The 20,483-nt window shown below is 64.7% G+C and carries 16 protein-coding genes and 1 pseudogene; 10 read left to right on the top strand and 7 right to left on the bottom strand.

Annotated elements, in window-relative coordinates:
• Nucleotides 1–9: 9 nt before the first annotated feature.
• The 5 genes from KIT53_RS02940 to ppsA all read right to left on the bottom strand — a co-directional run bounded on the left by KIT53_RS02940 (nucleotide 10) and on the right by ppsA (nucleotide 8,102).
• Nucleotides 10–2,220: an exonuclease domain-containing protein gene (locus KIT53_RS02940; RefSeq protein WP_297747376.1), complete on the bottom strand. Its 2,211-nt coding sequence runs from the start codon at nucleotides 2,218–2,220 to the stop codon at nucleotides 10–12.
• Entirely contained in the window at nucleotides 2,217–2,591 is a 375-nt protein-coding gene (locus KIT53_RS02935) for a response regulator (protein WP_297747373.1), read from the bottom strand. Before KIT53_RS02935 ends, KIT53_RS02940 begins: the two co-directional genes overlap by 4 nt.
• Complete coding sequence (locus tag KIT53_RS02930) at nucleotides 2,588–5,344, bottom strand: sensor histidine kinase (RefSeq protein WP_297747370.1); 2,757 nt, start codon at nucleotides 5,342–5,344, stop codon at nucleotides 2,588–2,590. The genes KIT53_RS02935 and KIT53_RS02930 overlap by 4 nt, the downstream gene beginning before the upstream one ends.
• A 9-nt stretch (nucleotides 5,345–5,353) precedes the next feature.
• Nucleotides 5,354–5,566 carry a hypothetical protein gene (locus tag KIT53_RS02925; protein ID WP_297747367.1) on the bottom strand — a complete coding sequence of 71 codons (213 nt, stop codon included), beginning with the start codon at nucleotides 5,564–5,566 and terminating at the stop codon, nucleotides 5,354–5,356.
• A 136-nt stretch (nucleotides 5,567–5,702) separates the two neighbouring features.
• Nucleotides 5,703–8,102: a phosphoenolpyruvate synthase gene (ppsA, locus tag KIT53_RS02920; protein ID WP_297747364.1), complete on the bottom strand. Its 2,400-nt coding sequence runs from the start codon at nucleotides 8,100–8,102 to the stop codon at nucleotides 5,703–5,705.
• A 165-nt stretch (nucleotides 8,103–8,267) separates the two neighbouring features.
• On the opposite strand from ppsA, the gene KIT53_RS02915 reads away from it, so the two are divergent.
• The 3 genes from KIT53_RS02915 to KIT53_RS02905 all read left to right on the top strand — a co-directional run bounded on the left by KIT53_RS02915 (nucleotide 8,268) and on the right by KIT53_RS02905 (nucleotide 11,271).
• Complete coding sequence (locus KIT53_RS02915; RefSeq protein ID WP_297747361.1) at nucleotides 8,268–9,089, top strand: pyruvate, water dikinase regulatory protein; 822 nt, start codon at nucleotides 8,268–8,270, stop codon at nucleotides 9,087–9,089.
• A gap of 146 nt (nucleotides 9,090–9,235) precedes the next feature.
• Nucleotides 9,236–9,544 carry a DUF485 domain-containing protein gene (locus tag KIT53_RS02910; RefSeq protein ID WP_297747358.1) on the top strand — a complete coding sequence of 103 codons (309 nt, stop codon included), beginning with the start codon at nucleotides 9,236–9,238 and terminating at the stop codon, nucleotides 9,542–9,544.
• Entirely contained in the window at nucleotides 9,541–11,271 is a 1,731-nt protein-coding gene (locus KIT53_RS02905; protein ID WP_297747355.1) for a cation acetate symporter, read from the top strand. The genes KIT53_RS02910 and KIT53_RS02905 overlap by 4 nt, the downstream gene beginning before the upstream one ends.
• 39 nt (nucleotides 11,272–11,310) lie before the next feature.
• On the opposite strand, the gene ahpF is transcribed toward KIT53_RS02905, so the two are convergent.
• Together ahpF and ahpC are read right to left on the bottom strand one after the other, a co-directional pair.
• A complete protein-coding gene (gene ahpF / locus KIT53_RS02900; protein WP_297747352.1) occupies nucleotides 11,311–12,906 on the bottom strand; it encodes an alkyl hydroperoxide reductase subunit F in 1,596 nt (531 codons plus the stop codon).
• Between the two features lie 94 nt (nucleotides 12,907–13,000).
• The gene (gene ahpC / locus KIT53_RS02895; RefSeq protein ID WP_297747349.1) at nucleotides 13,001–13,564 is read right to left on the bottom strand and encodes an alkyl hydroperoxide reductase subunit C; all 564 of its coding nucleotides are present in this window, start codon (nucleotides 13,562–13,564) and stop codon (nucleotides 13,001–13,003) included.
• Between the two features lie 293 nt (nucleotides 13,565–13,857).
• Here ahpC and KIT53_RS02890 point away from each other — a divergent pair, with 293 nt between their 5' ends.
• The 7 genes and pseudogenes from KIT53_RS02890 to hemP form a co-directional block, all read left to right on the top strand.
• Nucleotides 13,858–16,098 carry a TonB-dependent siderophore receptor gene (locus KIT53_RS02890; RefSeq protein WP_297747346.1) on the top strand — a complete coding sequence of 747 codons (2,241 nt, stop codon included), beginning with the start codon at nucleotides 13,858–13,860 and terminating at the stop codon, nucleotides 16,096–16,098.
• Nucleotides 16,099–16,126: 28 nt separating this feature from the next.
• Complete coding sequence (locus KIT53_RS02885) at nucleotides 16,127–16,813, top strand: Fe2+-dependent dioxygenase (protein ID WP_297747344.1); 687 nt, start codon at nucleotides 16,127–16,129, stop codon at nucleotides 16,811–16,813.
• Nucleotides 16,810–17,934, top strand: coding sequence for an alpha-hydroxy acid oxidase (locus tag KIT53_RS02880; RefSeq protein ID WP_297747341.1), 1,125 nt, complete (start codon nucleotides 16,810–16,812; stop codon nucleotides 17,932–17,934). Before KIT53_RS02885 ends, KIT53_RS02880 begins: the two co-directional genes overlap by 4 nt.
• Nucleotides 17,935–18,208: 274 nt before the next feature.
• Complete coding sequence (locus KIT53_RS02875; RefSeq protein ID WP_366521888.1) at nucleotides 18,209–18,871, top strand: energy transducer TonB; 663 nt, start codon at nucleotides 18,209–18,211, stop codon at nucleotides 18,869–18,871.
• A gap of 39 nt (nucleotides 18,872–18,910) precedes the next feature.
• On the top strand, nucleotides 18,911–19,657 hold the full coding sequence (locus KIT53_RS02870) for a MotA/TolQ/ExbB proton channel family protein (RefSeq protein WP_297747335.1): 747 nt from the start codon (nucleotides 18,911–18,913) through the stop codon (nucleotides 19,655–19,657).
• Between the two features lie 14 nt (nucleotides 19,658–19,671).
• Nucleotides 19,672–20,085: a biopolymer transporter ExbD gene (locus tag KIT53_RS02865; RefSeq protein ID WP_297747332.1), complete on the top strand. Its 414-nt coding sequence runs from the start codon at nucleotides 19,672–19,674 to the stop codon at nucleotides 20,083–20,085.
• 92 nt (nucleotides 20,086–20,177) lie between these two features.
• Nucleotides 20,178–20,288 (top strand): annotated as a pseudogene (hemP, locus tag KIT53_RS20255) (hemin uptake protein HemP); the annotation flags it as partial.
• Nucleotides 20,289–20,483 lie beyond the last annotated feature (195 nt).

The following is a 20,483-nucleotide window of genomic DNA, read 5'->3' as shown; positions in this document are numbered from 1 at the left end:
GCTTGCGCCTCAGTACCTGAGGCGCGCGTAGTAGCTCTGCTGCGCCGCTTCGCGCGCCTGGCCAAGCGTGACGATGCCGCGCTCGGCCAGCAGGGGAACCAGCTTGATGAAGATCTCCGCGGTCACCATGGCGTCGCCCATCGCCGTGTGGCGGCCAATGACCGGCACGTCGAAGCGTTCGGCAATGGCTTCGAGGCGGTGGGATGCCTGGTTGGGATGGATCACGGCGGAGAGCAACAGCGTGTCCAGCACCGGTTGTTCAAACACCACGCCGGTCGCCTTCTCCTTGAGCTGCAGGAAGCGCATGTCGAAGGCGGCGTTGTGCGCCACCAGCACGGTGTCCTGGGCGAAGGCGTGAAAGGCCGGCAACACCTTTTCGATGCTGGGTTGCCCCATCACCATGTCCTGGGTGATGCCATGAATGGGAATGGAGGCGGCCGAGATCGCCCGCTGCGGATCGACCAGTTGCTCGAAACACTCCTGGTGCAGCAGCTTGCCATTGACGATGCGCGTGGCGCCGATCTGGATGATCTCGTCCCCTTGCGCCGGGTCCAGCCCCGTGGTCTCGGTGTCGAACACGGTATAGACCAGGTCGGACAGCCGACGTTCGTCCAGCGAGCGGGTCTGTTCGGTCGTCCTGAAGAGGTCAAAGTCGTAGTACTCGGGCCGGCTCTCCCCCCGGACCAGACTGGGAGCGGGCAGGCGCTCGCGCGGTTCGGCCATGGGCAGCAACAGCCGGAAGAAGGCCTGGTGCCGCGTGCGCTCGCGCTCGAACCAGAAGGCCCCGCCATGACGTTCGATCACATCACGTACCGTCAGCGGCGTGGCTTCGCCCCCCACGCGCATGGCGTCCATTTCCCAGCTCATCACGGTCTCGGTGCTCATGGCCTGCCCCGACCAGACCAGATCCAGGTGCGCCTTGCCCGGACTGCCGCTCGCGGGCGCGAGGCGAAGCTGAACGAAGCGCACCTCGAACTCGTCGGCCAGGCGGCCCGACAGGTAGACCAGGGCCTGCAGCAGCGAGAAGCTCTCCACCCGCAGCCACAGCGCGGCATCAACCTCCAGCGTGCTCGCCTGCAGGCGGGTCACGGTCTCTATGCGGCGCATGGCGGCAGCAACCAGGTCCACGCCCAGCATGTCTTCCAGCGGCCAGCGCGTCATGAAGGCGCGCGCCGCGTCCGCCTCCAGCGAAGCCACGCGCTGCGCCAGCGCGCGGGTTTCCTCGCGGATGACCCGTTGGAAGCGCTCCCGTGCGGCCGCATCGAGGTCCGGGTACTCCAGAACATCCAAGGCAGCCTGCATGTTGCCCAGCGCGGCACGGCTGCCTTCGGTCAGCGCATGCATCACCTGGTCCCGGGCCGACTCGGCTTCGAACGCGCGGGTGATGTTGTCCAGCATCAGGACGAACCCGCTCAGATCGGCACGGTCTGCCACCATGTCAACGGTGCTGGGCAAGCTCATGGCCTGCACCGTGCGCACCGGTGCCATCTGTACACGCAGCAACTGGCCGGCAGCAGTGGTGGTGACGAACTGTGCGGAAGGCTCCTCGACGCCGCGCAACATGCGCTGCTGGATGTTTTCCAGCGCGTGCGTGACCAGCTTGCGGTCAAACACCGTGTAAATGGAGCGGCCCAGTCCGATCAACTCCGCGCCACCGGCCACCGAAGGCGCCAGGGACAGCGCACGGAACTGCGCCCTTGCGCGCTGGTTGTAGAGCAGGATGCGTCCATCCAGGTTGCAGACCACGACACTCTGCGTGAGCTCCGCCATGAGAGCGGCCAGGCGGATGCGCTCCTGCTCGATGCTGCGGCTGCTCTCCAGCACCCGGGCGTCCATCTCGGTCTTAAGGCGCGAGCGCTGGGTCACGAGCTGGTTGATCACGTCGGCGAGCGCACGGATCTCAGATGGCCCTTGCGCGCCCAGCGGGCGCTCCACCTCAGACGCCGCCAGCACACGCGCCTCCTCGGCCAGGCGAGCCGCGGGCTCAGCGAAGTGGCGCAACAGCGCCCGCACGGCCATGGCCACCAACACCACGCCGGCCACCGTCACCACCGCCATCACCACCGCGGACTCCCGCCAGGCCTCCGCCAACAAGGGCGCGAGGCGCTGCCGCTGCACCTCCCGCAAGGCGGACCAGGCCATGAACAGCAGGAAGCCCAGCCAGGCCGCCACGCCCAGCACCGCGGCCGTCGTACCCAGCCAGAGCCGGCGCTCCTTCATGCCGAGGGCTCCAGCATCTCCCTGACCTTCTGCACCAGGTCGCGGGTCGAAAAAGGCTTGGTCATGTAGGCGTCGGCCCCCAGGGCCAGACCCTTGGCGACATCGGTATCTCTGCCCTTGGCCGTGAGCATCAGAATGCGCGTCGCCTGCAGGGCCTCGTTGTTGCGGACCTCGTGGCAGACATCGAACCCGGTCTTCACCGGCATCATCACATCCAGCAGCACCAGCGCAGGGCGCTCGCGCAGGATGGTGTCGATGGCCTCCTGGCCATCCCGCGCGAGCAGCACCTCGTAGCCCTCCCTCTTCATCAGGAACTCAAGCGAGATCAGGATGTTGGGCTCGTCATCGGCGATCAGGATCTTGGTGCTCACACGCGGTCTCCTCGTTCTTGTGCATCGTCCACCGGCCGGTGCGGCAGGAAAAACCCGAACGTGGCACCGGCTCCCGGGGTGGAGCGCAGCCACATGCGACCGCCGAAATGCGCCACGATCTGCCGACTGATCGGCAGGCCCAGGCCAGTGCCGCCAGGGCGGTAATGGGCGTCGCCCTGCACCTGCCGGAACTTTTCGAACACCATGGCCTGCTGATCCTGGGCAATGCCGGGACCATTGTCCTGCACTTCCACCGACACCCCCTGCCCGTCCTCTCTCAGGCTGAGCACCACCCTCCCGGTGCCACGCGGCGCGTACTTCGCTGCGTTGGACAGCAGGTTGAGCACCACCTGGGTGAGGCGGTCGGCATCGGCGCGGATGGGCCGCACCCGTTCCGGCAGGTCCAGGACCAGCGTCACGCCGGCTTCGCGGCAAGTTTCCACCATGGTGCGCGCCGCCTGTTCCAGCAGTTCTCGCAGGTCCAGCGTGGTGTTGTGCCACTCCGCGTGACCGGACTCGATCTTGGCCATGTCCAGCACCTGGTTCACCAGCCGGCTCAGGCGTTCTGTTTCGGCCACGATGATGCCAACGAATTGCTGACGCTGCACGGTCTCCATGTTCTCATCGTCGCGCATGAGTTCCGCCAGCGCCCTGATCGACGTCAAAGGTGTGCGCAATTCGTGGGTGACGGAAGACATGAAGTCGTCCTTGAGCCGGTCCAGGCTCTTGAGCTGTTCATTGGCTTCCCGCAACTCCTCCGTGGCGCGCTCCAGCGAACGCGATTTGTCTTCCAGGGCATGCGAGTAGGCACGCAACTGCGAGGCCTCGTCCAGTATGCGCATGACGTCGTCCAGATCCAGCGTCTCCTCTTCCACCACCGAGGCCACCATCACGCGCGCCGAGGCGCTGCCGATGGCGCCGGCCAGCTGGGTTTCCACGAAGTGCACCAGGCGCGCATCCGCCGGGATCTGGTCGATGTGGCCGGCGCCCACGCGCCGGGCATAGCCCGCGAACAGGCGCTGCGCCGCATCCGGCCCGAGGAAGCGCCCCACCAGCGGCAACAGGGCCGAGACCTGGGCCTTGCCCTGCCAGAACACCGGCCGGGCCTCCGGCGCACGGTGAAACACATCGACAAACAGCAGCGCCTGGCTGGTCTCGCGTGCGCTCGGCGGACGCCACAGCGAGACGCCCACGTAGCCCACCAGGTTGGCCAGCAGGCTCCAGAACAGCGAGTGGGTGATGTTGTCCAACCCGGTCAACCCCAGAAACGCCTCGGGCCGGAGCCAGGCCTGGCCCCAAGGGCCCTGGTACAGAAAGGCGTCCGGCAGCCAGCCCGACTTGGCCAGGGACGGCAGCATCAGCGTGTACGTCCAGAAGGCAAAGCCCAGCAACAGTCCTGTGAATGCGCCACCCTGCGTGCCGCCCTTCCAGTACATGCCGCCCAGCGTGGCCGGCGCGAACTGCGCCACCGCGGCAAAACTGATCAGGCCGATGCTCACCAGCGCATAGGCCTCGCCCGCGAGGTAGAAGTACAGATAGCCAAGCAGCAGGATGCCCAGGATGGACAGGCGGCGGATGGTCAGCAAGAGGGAGGTGAGGTCGCTGCTGGCCCGCACGCCGAAACGCCGCATGCGCAGAAGCAGCGGCATCACCAGATCGTTGCAGACCATGGTCGATACGGCGATCGCCTCCACGATGACCATGCCGGTCGCCGCGGACAGCCCGCCCACGAAGGCGAACAACGCCAGGGCGTGCTGCCCCTGGGACAGCGGCAGCGACAGCACGAAGGTCTCGGGATTCATCGCACCGGAACCGAAATGCAGCAGGCCGCCCAAGGCAATGGGCAGCACGAAGAGGTTGATGAGCAAGAGGTAGAGCGGAAAGGCCCAGACCGCGCGCCGCAGATGCCGCTCGTCCACGTTCTCCACCACCATCATCTGGAACTGGCGCGGCAGAAACACCACCGACAGCATGGCCAGCAGGGTATGGCCAAACCACTGCGCGTACACATGGGGCTGGCCATCGCCAAACTGCATCAGGGGACGCAGCTCCGCCACCGTCTGCGCCTGGGCGAACAACGCCGCGGGACTGGCAAACAGACCGAATGCCACGAACAGGCCTACGGCCAGGAAAGCCACCAGCTTGATCACCGATTCGAAGGCGATGGCAGCCACCATGCCTTCATGGCGCTCCGTACTGTCCAGGTGCCGTGCGCCAAAGACAATGGTGAAGCCGGCCAACGCCAGCGCAACGTAGAAAGTGCCGTCGTTCCACCAATGCACTTCCTGCGACAGGAGTTGCCCTGGCGGCGAAGTCAGCACGGCGTAGCCACTAGCGATGGCCTTGAGCTGCAGGGCGATGTAGGGCACGATGCCCACCACCGTGATCAGCGTCACCATGCCTGCCAGCAGTGGGCTCTTGCCGTAGCGGCTGGCGATGAAGTCGGCGATGGAAGTGATGCGCCACGTCTTGGCGATGTGAACCATCTTGCGCACCACCATCCAGGCCAGCAGCATGGCCAGCGTGGGACCCAGGTAGGTGGGCAGAAACCAGACACCCGAGGTGGCGGCCCGGCCCACACTGCCGAAGTAGGTCCATGCGGTGCAATACACCGCCAGCGACAGCGCGTAGATCCAGGGACTGGCAATGACCGAGCGGCCCTGGGTGGCGCGCGTGTCGGCCCAATGCGCTACCGCGAACAGCAGCAGCAGGTAGGCGAACGAAACGCCAACGACCAGGGGCGCAGGAAGCATGGCGTGGCCTCAATCGACAGCGTCGGCGTCTGTATCGCGCTCCACCACCCAGGCCAGCGCCGCGATCAACAGACCCCAGATCACGAACAGGGCCAAAGGAAAGAGCGGCAGCCCCCAGACCTGCACATCGTGGTCCCACAGCGCAAGCAGCGGAAAGCTGAGCAAGGCCCAGCCAGCGAAAAACAGAGCCACCAGGCGCTGGGCGGCAAGACCTTGGAACATGCGGGTCTCCTCTTGCGGCGAGGTCGGCGCAGCCGCCTGCCTGCGGCCGATTGTGCACGACCTCGCCCCGCGAACCGCCGAAAAAAAACGGCGGGGCTGGGCCCCGCCGTCCATCAGGCCTTCACAGGCCGTAGCTTCAACCGCCCGTGGAAGCCAGCAGTTGCCAAGTGTCCACCACCGAGTCCGGGTTGAGCGAGATGGAGCTGATGCCTTCGTCACGCAGCCACTGGGCGAAGTCCGGGTGGTCGCTCGGCCCCTGGCCGCAAATGCCAACGTACTTGCCCTCGGCCTTGCAGGCACCGATGGCCATGGACAGCATGGCCTTGACCGCCGGGTCGCGCTCATCGAAGTCGTGCGCCAGCAGTTCGAGTCCGGAATCCCGGTCCAGGCCCAGCGTGAGCTGCGTCAGGTCGTTGGAGCCGATGGAGAAGCCGTCAAAGAACTTCAGGAACTCGCGCGCCAGCACGGCATTGCTGGGAATCTCGCACATCATGATGACCTTGAGGTCGTTCTCGCCACGGCGCAGTCCTCGATCGGCCAGCAACTGCGTGACCCGCTCGGCCTGGGCCAGCGTGCGCACGAAAGGCACCATCACCTGCACGTTGGTCAACCCCATGTCCTCGCGCACGCGTTTGAGCGCCTCGCATTCCATGGCGAACGCCTCGCGGAAATCCTCGCTCACGTACCGCGCGGCCCCGCGGAAACCCAGCATCGGATTCTCTTCCTCCGGTTCGTAGCGGCTGCCGCCGACGAGCTTGCGGTATTCGTTGCTCTTGAAGTCCGACAGACGCACGATGACGGGCTTGGGCCAGAAAGCCGCGGCGATGGTAGCCACGCCCTCGGCAACCTTGTCCACGTAGAACGCACGGGGCGACGCATGGCCACGCGCCACGGACTCCACAGCCTTCTTCAGATCGGCATCGACGCTGGGGTAATCCAGGATCGCTTTGGGATGCACGCCGATGTTGTTGTTGATGATGAACTCCAGGCGCGCCAGACCCACGCCGCCGTTGGGCACCTGGGCAAAGTCGAAAGCCAGTTGCGGGTTGCCCACGTTCATCATGATCTTCACGTCGATCGCGGGCATCTCGCCGCGCTGCACCTCGGTGATCTCGGTCTCCAGCAGGCCGTCGTAGATGTTGCCGGTGTCGCCCTCGGCGCAGCTCACGGTGACCAGCGTCCCGTCCTTGAGGCTCTCGGTCGCGTCGCCGCAGCCCACCACTGCCGGAATGCCGAGCTCGCGCGCAATGATCGCCGCGTGGCAGGTGCGGCCGCCGCGGTTGGTGACGATGGCACTGGCACGCTTCATCACCGGCTCCCAGTTGGGGTCGGTCATGTCGGTCACCAACACGTCGCCCGGCTGCACCTTGTCCATCTCGCCGATGCTGTGCACCAGGCGCACCGGCCCCGTGCCCACTTTCTGGCCGATGGCGCGGCCGCTGGCCAACACCGCGCCCTTGCCCTTGAGCTTGTACCGCACCTCGGTCTTGCCTGCACTCTGGCTCTTCACCGTCTCCGGCCGCGCCTGCAGGATGTAGAGCTGGCCGTCGGCGCCGTCCTTGCCCCACTCGATGTCCATGGGCCGGCCATAGTGCTGCTCGATCACCAGGGCGTACTTCGCCAGTTGCTCCACATCGGCCTCGGTCAGGCTGTAGCGGTTGCGCTGCTCCACGGGCACGTCCACCGTCTTGACCAGCTTGCCGGTCTCGGCTTTTTCCTGCGGGGAACTGAACACCATCTGGATCAGCTTGGACCCCAGGTTGCGGCGGATCACGGCCCGCTTGCCGGCCTTGAGCATGGGCTTGTGGACATAGAACTCGTCCGGATTCACGGCGCCCTGCACCACCGTTTCACCCAGGCCATAGCTGGAGGTGATGAAAACCACATCTTCGAAACCGCTCTCGGTGTCGATGGTGAACATCACACCGGCGGCCCCCAGGTCGGAGCGCACCATGCGCTGCACACCGGCAGACAGCGCCACATCGGCATGGGCGAAGCCCTTGTGCACGCGGTAGCTGATGGCGCGGTCGTTGTACAGGGAGGCAAACACCTCCTTCATCTTGTGCAGCACATCCTCGATGCCGACCACGTTGAGAAAGGTCTCCTGCTGCCCCGCAAAAGACGCGTCGGGCAGGTCCTCGGCAGTGGCCGAAGAACGCACGGCAAAGGACGCCTTGTCGTTACCCGCGCTGAGCGTGACAAAAGCCTCACGAATGGCTTTTTCGAGATCGGCGGGGAACGGCTGGGCCTCGACCCAGCCCCGGATCTCGGCACCGGCTGCGGCCAGGGCGCGGACATCCTCGGTGTCCAGCGCGGACAGACGCGCGTTGATGCGCTCGGTCAACCCGCCGTGCCGCAGGAATTCGCGGAAGGCATGGGCCGTGGTGGCAAAGCCGGTGGGCACTTTCACGCCCGAGGGCAACTGCGAAATCATCTCGCCGAGGCTGGCGTTCTTGCCGCCGACCGCCTCGACATCGCTCATTCTCAGTTTCTCGAACGGAACGACCAGATCGGTCGCGCCAAACAGGTTGGACATGGGAAGCTCCTAAGGTTGAAAAACCGGGGGAGTCCCTGCCAATCGCAAGACCTGTGGTTCTGTTGTGGGTCAGGCACCGGGCAGGAACGCAGAAACAGGTGTCTCGGCGCTTGAATCCATAATGCCCCGAAACACGACACTCAGTATTGTAAGGACGCGCCCTTCATGCCCAACAGAACGGTCTTCTTCATCTCAGACGGCACCGGCATCACCGCCGAAACCTTCGGCAACGCCCTTCTGGCCCAGTTCGAGATCACGGTGCGACGCGTGCGCCTGCCCTTCCTGGACAGCGTGGACAAGGCCCATCAGGCGGTGCGGCAGATCAACCACACGGCCGAGCTGGAAGGTCGGCGCCCTCTGGTCTTCACCACGGTGGTGAACATGGACGTGCTGGACGTCTTCAAGTCGCATTGCAAAGGCATGATGCTGGACATGTTCGGCACCTTCGTGGAACCCATGGAGAACGAACTCGGCATCAAGTCGAACCACCGCGTCGGGCGTTTCTCGGACGCCTCCAAGAGCCAGGCCTACCACGACCGCATCGAGGCCATCAATTTTTCGCTGGCTCACGACGATGGGCAAAGCCACAAGGACCTGGAGGGCTCGGACGTCATCCTGGTGGGGGTGAGCCGCAGCGGCAAGACGCCCACCTCTCTGTACCTGGCCATGCAGTACGGCCTGAAAGCGTCGAACTACCCGCTGATCCCAGAGGACTTCGAACGGCGCAAGCTGCCCCCCGCGTTGGTGCCCCACCGCAAGAAAATCTTCGGCCTGACGATCGCGCCCGAGCGCCTGAGCGAGATCCGCAACGAGCGCCGTCCCAACTCACGCTATGCGCAGCTGGATAACTGCCGCATGGAGGTGGCGGAAGCCGAGGCGATGATGCGCCGCGAAGGCATTCGATGGCTGTCGACAACCACGAAGTCGATCGAGGAGATCGCCACCACCATCCTGCAGGAGATCCGACCGGAGCGGCTGGAGTACTGAGCCGCGTTGCAGAGGGCGATCGTCTTCGCAGCGACATTCCTGACGCCGGTTTAAGAGCCCGGTCAGTTTTGCGTCAGTCCGAGGTCAGTGGGCCGTAAGAGCCCGCGCCTACGCTCCATGCCACCGAAACAACCATGGAGACAGGCATGGACGACGAACTCGCTCAACGCATTGCGAGCAATCCCTACTACCAGCAACTGAAGACACGGCGCTCGCGATTTGGCTGGTGGCTCACCGCTGCCATGATGGTCGTCTACTACGGCTTCATCCTGCTGGTGGCCTTCGACAAGTCCCTGCTGGCCCAGCGCCTGGGCAGCGGCGTGATGACGCTGGGCATCCCGATCGGCTTTGGGGTGATCGTGTTCACCATCGTGATCACGGCGTTCTACGTCAGACGCGCCAACAGCGAATTCGACGATCTCTCCCAGGCCATCAACAAGGCGGTGCTGAAATGAACATCATGTCCCGCAACACCGTGCGCAGGATGCTGACGCTGCTGAGCCTGTCTGCCGTTTCCATGGCGGTCTGGGCCGCAGGTGCCGACCTGGGGCAGGCGCAGAAACAACCCACCAACTGGACGGCGATCGGCATGTTTGCCCTGTTCGTGCTGGCCACGCTCTACATCACCAAATGGGCTGCCGCGAAAACGCGCTCGGCGTCCGACTTCTACACCGCCGGTGGTGGCATCACCGGATTCCAGAACGGCTTGGCGATCGCGGGCGACTACATGTCCGCGGCCTCTTTCCTCGGCATCTCCGCGGCGGTGATGGCCAGCGGCTTCGATGGTCTGATCTACTCCATCGGGTTCCTGGTGGGTTGGCCGGTCATCACCTTCCTGATGGCCGAGCGGTTGCGCAACCTGGGCAAATTCACCTTTGCCGACGTGGCGGCATTCCGCTTCAACCAGAAGCCCATCCGCATCTTCGCCGCATCGGGCACGCTGGTGGTGGTGGCGTTCTACCTGATCGCGCAGATGGTGGGCGCGGGCCAGTTGATCAAACTGCTGTTCGGCCTGGAGTACTGGATCGCCGTGGTCATCGTGGGCGCGCTGATGATGGTCTACGTGCTTTTCGGCGGCATGACGGCCACCACCTGGGTGCAGATCATCAAGGCCTGCCTGCTGCTGGGTGGCGCCTCCTTCATGGCGCTGTCCGTGCTGTGGCACTTCGGCTTCAGCCCCGAAGCCATGTTCGCCGGCGCGGTCAAGATCAAGGAGGACCTGGCGCTCAAGGATGGCAAGACCGCCGAAGCGGCCGCCACGCTGGGGCAATCCATCATGGGCCCTGGCAACTTCGTGAAGGACCCGATCTCGGCGATCAGCTTCGGCATGGCCCTGATGTTCGGCACCGCAGGTCTGCCGCACATCCTCATGCGCTTCTTCACCGTGCCCAGCGCCAAGGAAGCGCGCAAGTCCGTGATGTGGGCGACCGGCTGGATCGGCTATTTCTATCTGCTGACCTTCATCATCGGCTTTGGTGCCATCACCTTCGTGCTGACCAACCCCGAGTTCCTGGATGCCAAGGGCGGCCTGCTGGGCGGCAGCAACATGGCAGCGGTGCATCTGGCCAACGCCGTGGGCGGCAACGTGTTCCTGGGCTTCATCTCCGCCGTGGCCTTCGCGACCATTCTGGCTGTGGTGGCGGGTCTCACGCTGTCGGGCGCATCGGCCGTTTCTCATGACCTGTACGCGACCGTGATCAAGCAGGGCAAGGCCGACAGCGCCTCCGAGCTGCGCGTCTCCAAGCTCACGACGATCGCGCTGGGCCTGGTGGCCGTGGTGCTGGGCATCGCCTTTGAGAAGCAGAACATCGCCTTCATGGTGTCGCTGGCCTTCGCCATCGCGGCTTCCGCCAACTTCCCTGTGCTGTTCATGAGCGTGCTGTGGAAAGACTGCACGACCCGCGGCGCGGTGATCGGGGGCTTTCTCGGGCTGGTCTCCTCGGTCGCGCTGACCATCGTGTCGCCGTCTGTCTGGGAAGCGACCCTGGGCAACCCCAAGGGATCGGCTCTGTTTCCCTACACCTCGCCGGCCTTGTTCTCCATGACCATCGGGTTTGTCGGCATCTGGTTGTTCTCGGTGCTGGACCGCAGCCGCCGCGCGGGCATTGACCGCGCAGGCTTCCTTGCACAACAGGTTCGCTCGGAGACCGGCATCGGCGCAGCTGGCGCATCCGGTCACTGATGCCGTCTCTCGCCCCCGGTGCCAACCGGGGGCGAAGCCTCAGGCCGGCACGGCCTGAGGTGTCTCGTTCGCCACCAGCGGCTGGCGAATCAGGTGGTCAAAGGCACTCAGGGCAGCCTTCGACCCTTCTCCTGCCGCGATCACGATCTGCTTGTAAGGCACCGTCGTGCAGTCACCGGCGGCAAACACGCCCGGCAGATTCGTGTGTCCTTTGGCATCCACCACAATCTCGCCGAAGCGGCTCAGTTCGACCGTCCCCTTGAGCCATTCGGTATTGGGCACCAGACCGATCTGCACGAACACGCCTTCGAGTTCCACATGGCGCGTCTCGCCGCTCACGCGGTCCTTGAAGGACAGGCCATTGACCTTGCCGTCCGCTCCCGTGATCTCGGTGGTCTGCGCGTTGATGTGGATGTCCACGTTGGGCAGGCTCTTGAGCTTGCTCACCAGCACGGCATCGGCCTTGAGCGCATCAGCGAATTCGATCAGCGTCACATGCTGCACGATGCCGGCCAGGTCGATAGCGGCTTCCACACCCGAGTTGCCTCCCCCGATCACCGCCACGCGCTTGCCCTTGAACAGCGGGCCATCGCAGTGCGGGCAGTAAGCCACGCCCTTGTTGCGGTACTCGGCTTCGCCGGGCACGTTCACGTTGCGCCAGCGGGCACCGGTGGACAGGATCACGCTGCGCGCGCGCAGCGTGGCACCGTTGGCCATCTGCACCTGCACCAACTCGCCGGGGCCGGTTGCGGGCACCAGCTTCTCGGCCCGCTGCAGGTTCATGATGTCCACGTCGTAGTGGCGCACCTGCGCCTCCAGAGCTGCCGCGAACTTCGGGCCATCGGTCTCGAGCACGCTGATGTAGTTCTCGATCGCCATTGTGTCGTTGACCTGGCCGCCGAACCGCTCGGCCGCCACGCCCACGCGGATGCCCTTGCGGGCGGCGTACACCGCCGCTGCCGCACCCGCTGGGCCGCCACCGACGATCAGCACGTCAAAGGCGTCTTTGGCATTGAGTTTCTCGGCCTCGCGCTGATCGGCATTCACATCCAGCTTGGCCACGATCTCCTCCAGCGTCATGCGGCCGGAGCCGAACACCTCACCATTGAGAAAGACCATGGGCACGGCCATCACCTGGCGCTGCTCCACTTCCTGCTGGAAGTGCACGCCGTCGATGACCACCGCCTTCACGGCGGCAGGATTGCGGATCGCCATCAGCGAGATCGCCTGCACCACGTCCGGGCAGTTGTGGCAGGACAGGCTCATGTACACCTCGAAGCGGAAATCGCCCCGAAGCCCATCGATGGCATCGAGCGTGGCCTGCTCCACCTTGGGAGGATGTCCACCGGTCCACAGCAAAGCGAGCACCAGCGAAGTGAACTCATGGCCCAGCGGTATCGCGGCAAAGCGCACGCCGGTCGACTCGCCTTCCCGGGCGATGAGAAAGGACGGCTTGCGCGCGTCATTGCCGCTCTCGTCAAAGGTCACCTTGTCCGAGAGGCCTGCGATCTCCTGGAGCAACTCGCGCAGTTCCTGCGAGCCCTGGCTGTCGTCCAGCGAGGCGATCAGTCGAATCGGCTGACGCAGCATCTCCAGATACCCCTGGAGCTGGGTCTTCATGGTGGTGTCAAGCATGGGAACTCCTTGGTTGAGCGTTCGATGTTCAGCGCTTTGCGAGGAGCGCTGGGCGCGATGCGCCCAACGCTCAACGCAAAACCCTCAACGGGGATCAGATCTTGCCAACCAGTTCCAGCGACGGAGCGATGGTCTTGGCGCCTTCCTGCCACTTGGCCGGGCAGACCTGGCCAGGGTTCTTGGCCACGAACTGGGCGGCCTTGAGCTTGCGCAGGGTTTCCTTGACGTCGCGGGCAATCGCGTTGTCATGGATCTCGGCGGTCTTGATCACGCCTTCGGGGTTGATGATGAAGGTGCCGCGCAGCGCCAGGCCTTCTTCCTCGATGTGCACGCCAAAAGCACGCGTCAGTTGGTGCGTGGGGTCGCCCACCAGCGGGAACTTGGCCTTGCCCACGGCGGGGGAGGTTTCATGCCACACCTTGTGCGAGAAGTGGGTGTCGGTGGTGACGATGTACACCTCGGCGCCCAGCTTCTGGAACTCGGCGTAGTTGTCGGCGGCATCTTCCACTTCGGTCGGGCAGTTGAAGGTGAAGGCTGCGGGCATGAAGATCAGGACCGACCACTCGCCGCGCAGGCTCGCATCGGACACCGGCACGAACTTGCCGTTGTGGAAGGCGGTGGTGGAAAAGGGCTGAACGGTCGTGTTGATGAGGGACATGGTCTTTCCTTGTGGAGTTGAGAAAAAAGCGCCTTGAGAGGAAGGCGACGGAAGAATCATAGCTCAAAACTATCAATAGTTTGAATTGATAGTTACTATGGATGTCATAGATTTTGTTGCTCCGCAGCATTGAGACTGAGTCTCTCGCGCCACAGCAGTTGCATGTCTTTTGCTATGAGTTTTTACATATTAATGCGAATTGTTCTTGTTTGATTTATGATCAAGAGCTCCAGCCAGCCATGACGCGCGACGCGTTGCAGCCAGCCGAAAACCGCCCTCCCCTCGTTGCAACCATGTCCCAGCGGAAACACCGTCAGCGCCCCGCGCGCACCTCTTCCCCTCTTCAACCGGCCTCCCAGGCCACCCTGCTTCCCTTGGGCGCGATGCTGCTCGCCGGTTCGGTCGGCGCCATGGCACAGACGGCCCCCACGACCGCCACGGTGACACTGCCAACAGTGGAAGTGACCGAGTCGGCCGAGGTGCCCCAGACCAAGAACGAGCTGCGCACGACCAATACCCGCATCGGCAAAGGCACGCAGGCACTGCGCGACATTCCGCAGTCCGTGACGGTGATGACCGAGCGCCTGCTGGACGACCGCAACCTCGATGACTTCCGCGAGGTGCTTCGCACCACCGCTGGCGTGACCTTCCAGGCCGGCGAGACCGGTGAAGAAGACGTGCGCCTGCGCGGCTTCTCCCTCCAGCAGTCGGGCGACATCTACACCGACGGCATCCGCGACGGCGCGCTCTACGAACGCGACACGTTCAACAACGACCGTGTCGAGGTGCTCAAGGGCTCGGCCTCGATGTTGTTCGGCAAGGGATCCACCGGCGGTGTGGTCAACCAGGTGAGCAAGCAGCCGTACCTGCTGGACCAGCACGAGGTCGACTACACCTTTGGCACGGGCAAGGAGCACCGCCTGACCGGCGACTTCAACTTCATGCTGAGCGAAGACTCGGCTTTCCGCCTCAACGCGATGGTGCACACCGCCGACAACTACGGCGCCAAGCTGAACAAGCGCGGCATCGCCCCCACCTACCGCTGGGGCATCGGCACGCGCAACGAGTTCTCGATCGGCTTCTACCACCTCGAATCCGAGAGCAAGCCGACCTACAACCACCCCTGGTTCCTAAGCAACGGCGTCATCGTGCCGACGCTGCCTGCGCGCAACTACTACGGTCTGGCCAGCGACCACCTGGATACCTCGGCCGACTACGCCACCTTCAGCCACACCTACCGTTTCGACCGCCAGAGCTCCCTGACCACCCGGGTGCGCCATGGTCGCTATGAGCGCGACCTCTGGGCCAGCGTGATCGGTTTCCGCCCGGCGGCGGAGCAACCCGGCGGCGTCGCCGCGTCCATCAACACACTCGGCCCCAACACCGTCCTGGGCCGCACCGCCAAAGGTCGCGTCGGCATCAGCGACACCACGCAGATCCAAAGCGACTACGTCAACAGCTTCGAGGCGCTGGGCAAGAAGCACGACCTGATCGCGGGGGTGGACATCTACCAGGAAGACGCCAAGCGGGCCAACAACTTCCCCGGAGGCAACAGCGGCCTCACCACCCTGGTCGGCACGCCCAACGACGGTGACTCGCGCGCCGATACGCGTGGCGCACCGCCTTTCAACACCTTTGATGCGCGCAACCTGGGTCTGTACATCCAGGACACCGTGTCGCTGACGTCCGAGTTCAAGCTCATCGGCGGCCTGCGCCACGACAACTTCAAGGCGTCGTACGTGACCAACGCGGGCGTGGCCAACAGCGTCTCGGCCAGCCTCTGGAGCCCGCGCGTGGGTGCGCTCTTCCAACCGGACGAGAACACCTCCTACTACATCTCCTACGGCACCTCGTTCAATACCTCGGGCGACACCTACCAGTTCACCCCAGGCGCACCGAACACCAAAGACGCCAACACCCCGCCCGAGAAAAGCCGCAATCTGGAGATCGGCAGCAAGTTCGAACTGTTCGAGAAGCGCGCCTCACTGGGTGCCGCGTTCTTCTATTCGGAGAAGTACAACGAACGCAACACCGACCCGGACACCGCGTCCACGCAACAGTTGCTGTCGGGCAAGCGCCACGCCGCTGGCATGGAGTTCAACCTCGCCGGCCGTATCACGCCGAAGTGGGAGATCTTCTACAACCACACCTGGATCCCCAACGCGAAGATCGACAAGAGCAATGTCGCGCTCAACAACGCAGGCACCGGCGCGCAGGTGCAGGGTGACCGCCCAGGCCTCACGCCCAAGCACAGCGCCAGCCTCTGGACGACCTACCTGGTCACGCCCAAACTGCGCATTGGCGGCGGCCTGAACTACCGCGGCAAGCAGAATCCGGAAGGTGCGCGCCATGTCACGGCAGACAGCTTCACCACGGTCGATGCGATGGCGGAGTACACGCTGACGGATTCCACCGTCATCAAGCTCAACGTCACCAACCTGACCAACGAGCTGTACGCCGACTCGCTGTACCGCGGCTTCTACGTACCGGGTGCCGCACGCAGCATCCAGGTTTCGCTCAAGAAAATGTTCTGATCCCGGCCAGCCCGCACGCCACGCCATCATGCTTCTGCACCTCAGGAACATCCTCGATCCACAGCAACTCCAGACCGCCCGCTCCCTGCTGGGCGACCAGGCACCATGGATCGATGGTCGCAGCAGTGCGGGCAGCCAGGCTCAGACACAGAAGAACAACGAACAGCTTGCCCAGGACAGCGAACACGCGCGCCAGTTGCGCGAGCTGGTCCTGGGTGCCGTCCAGAAGGACCCGCTGTTCTTTTCCGCGGCCTTGCCGCGCAAGATATTCAACCCGCTGTTCAACCGCTACAGCGGGACCACCAACACCTACGGCGCCCACGTCGATGGCGCCGTGCTGCATTCCAAGGCCCCACAGCAATGGGTGCGCAGCGACATCTCCTGCACCCTGTTCCTGAGCGACCCCGCCGACTACGACGGCGGAGACCTCGTGGTGCAGGACAGCTTCGGCGAGCGACGCATCAAGCTACCGGCGGGCGACATGGTGATCTACCCAGGCACCAGCGTGCACCGCGTAGAACCCGTCACCCGCGGAGCACGCGTGGCCAGCTTCTTCTGGATCGAGAGCATGGTGCGCAGCGAACAGCACCGGCGCCTGCTGTTCGACCTCGACATGAACCTGCTCGCCTTGCGCCAGCGCCTGGGCGAAACACCCGAAACCACGGCCTTGACCGGCACCTACCACAACCTCCTGCGGCTGTGGGCCGATACATGAAACCGGCTTCCCCGCCACCAGCGTACTCGACGCTGCCTGAAGGCCTGGTCAGTCTCGCCGACCACGAACGGCACGCCGAGCGCCAATTGGACCGTGCGGTGCGTGCCTACCTGTTTGGTGGAGCGGCCGACGAAATCACCCTGCGCGCCAATCAGACCGCGTGGCAGCAGATAGAGCTGCTTCCACGCGTGCTGCGTCCGCTGGCCGGTGGCCATACGCGCGTGCCATTGCTTGGCCGGGAATGGGCACACCCCATTCTGGTTGCGCCCACCGCCTACCAGCGGCTCGTGCACCCCCATGGCGAGCAGGCAACGGCCCTGGCGGCGTCCGCCCTGGGCGCCGGTCTGGTGCTGAGCACACAGGCATCGACACGCCTGGAGGACGTGGCCAGGATCTACCTGCCAGAACCCTCACGGGGACCGTTGTGGTTCCAGCTCTACCTCCAGCCAGACCGGGGCTTTGTGCGTGAACTGGTCCAGCGTGCCGAGACCGCGGGCTTCGAGGCCCTGGTCCTCACCGTTGACGCGCCGGTGCAAGGCGCCCGGGACCAGGAGCGACGCGCCCAGTTCAGCCTGCCGGCAGACATCTCGGCCGTCAATCTCGCCGGACTGACCCTGCCGGCCGGACCACCTCTGCAGGCGGGTCAGAGCGCCCTGTTCGACGGCCTGATGTGCCACGCCCCAACCTGGGATGACATCGGCTGGTTGCGCTCGATCACCCGGTTGCCCGTGCTGCTCAAAGGCCTTGTGCATCCGGACGACGCCCGGCAGGCCATCGATGCAGGAGCCCAAGGCCTGATCGTCTCCAACCACGGCGGCCGCACGCTGGACACCATGCCCGCCACCGCCCGGCTTCTGCCGGCCGTTGTGAGCGCCACGCGAGGCGAGGTGCCGGTGCTCGTCGATGGCGGCATCCGCCGTGGCACCGACGTGCTCAAGGCCATGGCTTTGGGCGCTTCGGCCGTCATGGTGGGCAGGCCCGTGCTGCATGGCCTGGCCAATGCCGGCGCCACCGGTGTGGCCCACGTCCTGCGTCTGCTGAGGGACGAACTGGAAATCGCCATGGCCCTGACCGGTTGCCGCACGCTCGACCAGGCCGCGAACGTGATCGCCAGAGATTGAAATCCGCGCCAGAAGAGAAACTTCACGCGATTCTTTCGTCAATTAAGTAAATGCGAAGAATTCTCGTTTAGAATAAGAACTCCACCGCCCGACCATGAAAGGACCACTGACCATGACAGGACTCCTGATGCTGGGCAGCAGTTTGATGCTGCTGCTGGTCGCGCTGTGGTGGGTCCTGCGTTCCTGACACAACACCACCGCTACACTCATGCTCCCCCTCAGCGCCAGCGCTGCGCCGCCTCTCTCGCCCATGCAGCACGCAGACTCCCCTCGCGTGAACCGCCGCATCGCTATCGTGGCCTCGGTGGTGGGCTTTCACGTCCTGGCGCTCTGGGCCCTGCAGTCCGGCTTGCTCCGTCGCGCGGTCGAGCTGGTGATTCCGGTCCAGGTGATGGCCGAGCTGATCGAGCCCCCGCAGCCCAAGGTCGAGCCCGTGCCGCCAGCGCCACCCGTGGCCAAGCCCGAGCCGCCCAAACCGCGGCCCAAGCCGGTCGCGCCTCCGCAACCTCAGCCCGTGGCCGCGCCCACGCCCGAACCTTCACCGCTGGCCCCCGTGGTACCACCCAGCCCTCCGGCGCCACCTGCGCCCCCGGAGCCCATCGTGGCCGCGGCGCCGCCCGCTCCACCGGCACCGCCCGCCCCGCCGCGCATCGAGTTGCCGTCCACCAATGCCGCCTACCTCAGCAACCCCAGTCCTCCCTACCCGCCGCTGTCCAAGCGGCTGGGCGAACAGGGCACGGTAACCCTCAATGTCTTCGTGCAAGCCGATGGCTCACCCTCCCAGGCCAACATCCTCAAGTCCAGTGGCTACGAGCGGCTAGACGAGGTGGCGCAGCAGACCGTGATGCGTTGGCGCTTCGTGCCCGGCAAGCGTGCCGGCGTGCCGGAAGCCATGTGGGTCACCGTGCCCATCCGCTTCAACATCAAGCCATCCTGATTTCACCGATCTTCCTCTTCTATCCGGAGCAATCTTTCCATGGAACCGCAACTCGCATCATCGGGCTTGGCCCACGTCTGGACCCAAGGCGACTGGGTCACCCGATCGGTCGCCATCGTGCTGCTGATCATGTCGCTCTCGACCTGGGTCATCATCCTGTGGAAGGCTCTGGACCAGCGCGCGCAGCGCGCCCAGGCCAAAGGCGTCGAAGGCTTCTGGCACAGCGCCGATTTCGCCGAAGGCCTGGACAAGCTTGGCGCCGCCGAAGGCAACCCCTTCCGCTCGCTCGCGCTGGAAGGCCGTGAATCGACCCGCCACATCCTGCACAAGGACACCCACGCCGGCACGCCGCCGCAGCGGCAGTTGCACGACAGCCTGGATGTCAGCGACTGGGTGGAGCGCGCCTTGCGCAAGAGCGTCGACGACTTCACCGCACGCGCGCAGAGCGGCCTCTCCGTGCTGGCGTCGGTGGCGTCCACCGCTCCTTTCGTCGGCCTGTTCGGCACCGTCTGGGGCATCTACCACGCGCTGCTGGGCATCGGGGCCGCCGGTCAGGTCAGCATTGACCAGGTGGCCGGCCCCATCGGCGAAGCCCTGATCATGACCGCGCTGGGCCTGCTCGTCGCCATTCCCGCCGTGCTGGGCTACAACGCCCTGGTCCGTGGCAACAAAGGCGTCCTGCACCAGCTCAACCGGTTCGCGCACGACCTGCACGCCTACTTTGTGACCGGAGCCCGCGTCACAACCACCGGCGAGGGCAAGGTTCTCTCCATGAAGAAAGCCTGACAGGACAACCCACCATGGCCATCGGAACCGCCCAGGACAGCGACGAGATGATGAGCGAGATCAACATGATCCCGTTCATCGACGTGATGCTCGTGCTGTTGATCATCTTCATCATCACCGTGCCCGTCATCAAGCACGCCGTCAACATCGAGCTCCCTCAGGCCAGTGTGGAGAAGGTGCAGGACAAACCGGAAAACATCCGGCTGGCCGTCGATGCGGAAGGCCACTATTTCTGGAACGACCAGCGCGTGGAGGACACCGAGTACGCCAACCGGTTGCAAGCCGCCGCCGCGCAGGACCCGCAACCTGAACTGCACATCCGTGGCGACAAAGCCGTGCGCTATGAGCGCGTGGCCCTCGCCATGGCGGCCGCACAGCGCGCCGGCGTGCGCAAGATCGGCTTCATCACCGAACCGGTAGCACCATGAACCAGACACCACCGATTCCCCCGCAGTCCGAGCGCCCGTCGCAGGACACAACGGCCACGCCAGCAACGAGCGCCACCGCCGACACGCCCGTGTTGGCCAGTGCGACGCTGCTGCGCGGCCAGAAATCGGTGGCCATTGACCACAACGGCCTGCTCTACCGCCTGCAGGCCACTCGCCAGGGCAAGTTGATCCTCACCAAATAGCCCGAAGCGCAGCCTCGTCATCTCATCGTGGGGCGACCCTGGGGATCTCACTTTCCCCAGGCGTCGTTTTTAGCCAGCCAAGAGATCCGTATCTCAGTAGCCAGGCATTTTTTCAGCCCGCCCAGACAGACAGGCATGTCATTTTCATCGTGGGGCGACCCGGGGTTTTTCACTTTCCCCGAGCGTCGTTTTCAG

Source organism: Hydrogenophaga sp., from assembly GCF_026125785.1.
Classification (GTDB): domain Bacteria; phylum Pseudomonadota; class Gammaproteobacteria; order Burkholderiales; family Burkholderiaceae_C; genus Hydrogenophaga.
This window is presented reverse-complemented; position numbering and strand designations above follow the sequence as displayed.

What these genes read in the sequence shown, in the direction of transcription:
- KIT53_RS02940 (WP_297747376.1), bottom strand. Translation starts at nt 2,220, where the DNA reads ATGAAGGAGCGCCGGCTCTGGCTGGGTACGACGGCCGCGGTGCTGGGC.
- KIT53_RS02930 (WP_297747370.1), bottom strand. Translation starts at nt 5,344, where the DNA reads ATGCTTCCTGCGCCCCTGGTCGTTGGCGTTTCGTTCGCCTACCTGCTG.
- KIT53_RS02925 (WP_297747367.1), bottom strand. Translation starts at nt 5,566, where the DNA reads ATGTTCCAAGGTCTTGCCGCCCAGCGCCTGGTGGCTCTGTTTTTCGCT.
- ppsA (WP_297747364.1), bottom strand. Translation starts at nt 8,102, where the DNA reads ATGTCCAACCTGTTTGGCGCGACCGATCTGGTCGTTCCGTTCGAGAAA.
- KIT53_RS02915 (WP_297747361.1), top strand. Translation starts at nt 8,268, where the DNA reads ATGCCCAACAGAACGGTCTTCTTCATCTCAGACGGCACCGGCATCACC.
- KIT53_RS02910 (WP_297747358.1), top strand. Translation starts at nt 9,236, where the DNA reads ATGGACGACGAACTCGCTCAACGCATTGCGAGCAATCCCTACTACCAG.
- KIT53_RS02905 (WP_297747355.1), top strand. Translation starts at nt 9,541, where the DNA reads ATGAACATCATGTCCCGCAACACCGTGCGCAGGATGCTGACGCTGCTG.
- ahpF (WP_297747352.1), bottom strand. Translation starts at nt 12,906, where the DNA reads ATGCTTGACACCACCATGAAGACCCAGCTCCAGGGGTATCTGGAGATG.
- ahpC (WP_297747349.1), bottom strand. Translation starts at nt 13,564, where the DNA reads ATGTCCCTCATCAACACGACCGTTCAGCCCTTTTCCACCACCGCCTTC.
- KIT53_RS02890 (WP_297747346.1), top strand. Translation starts at nt 13,858, where the DNA reads ATGTCCCAGCGGAAACACCGTCAGCGCCCCGCGCGCACCTCTTCCCCT.
- KIT53_RS02885 (WP_297747344.1), top strand. Translation starts at nt 16,127, where the DNA reads ATGCTTCTGCACCTCAGGAACATCCTCGATCCACAGCAACTCCAGACC.
- KIT53_RS02880 (WP_297747341.1), top strand. Translation starts at nt 16,810, where the DNA reads ATGAAACCGGCTTCCCCGCCACCAGCGTACTCGACGCTGCCTGAAGGC.
- KIT53_RS02870 (WP_297747335.1), top strand. Translation starts at nt 18,911, where the DNA reads ATGGAACCGCAACTCGCATCATCGGGCTTGGCCCACGTCTGGACCCAA.
- KIT53_RS02865 (WP_297747332.1), top strand. Translation starts at nt 19,672, where the DNA reads ATGGCCATCGGAACCGCCCAGGACAGCGACGAGATGATGAGCGAGATC.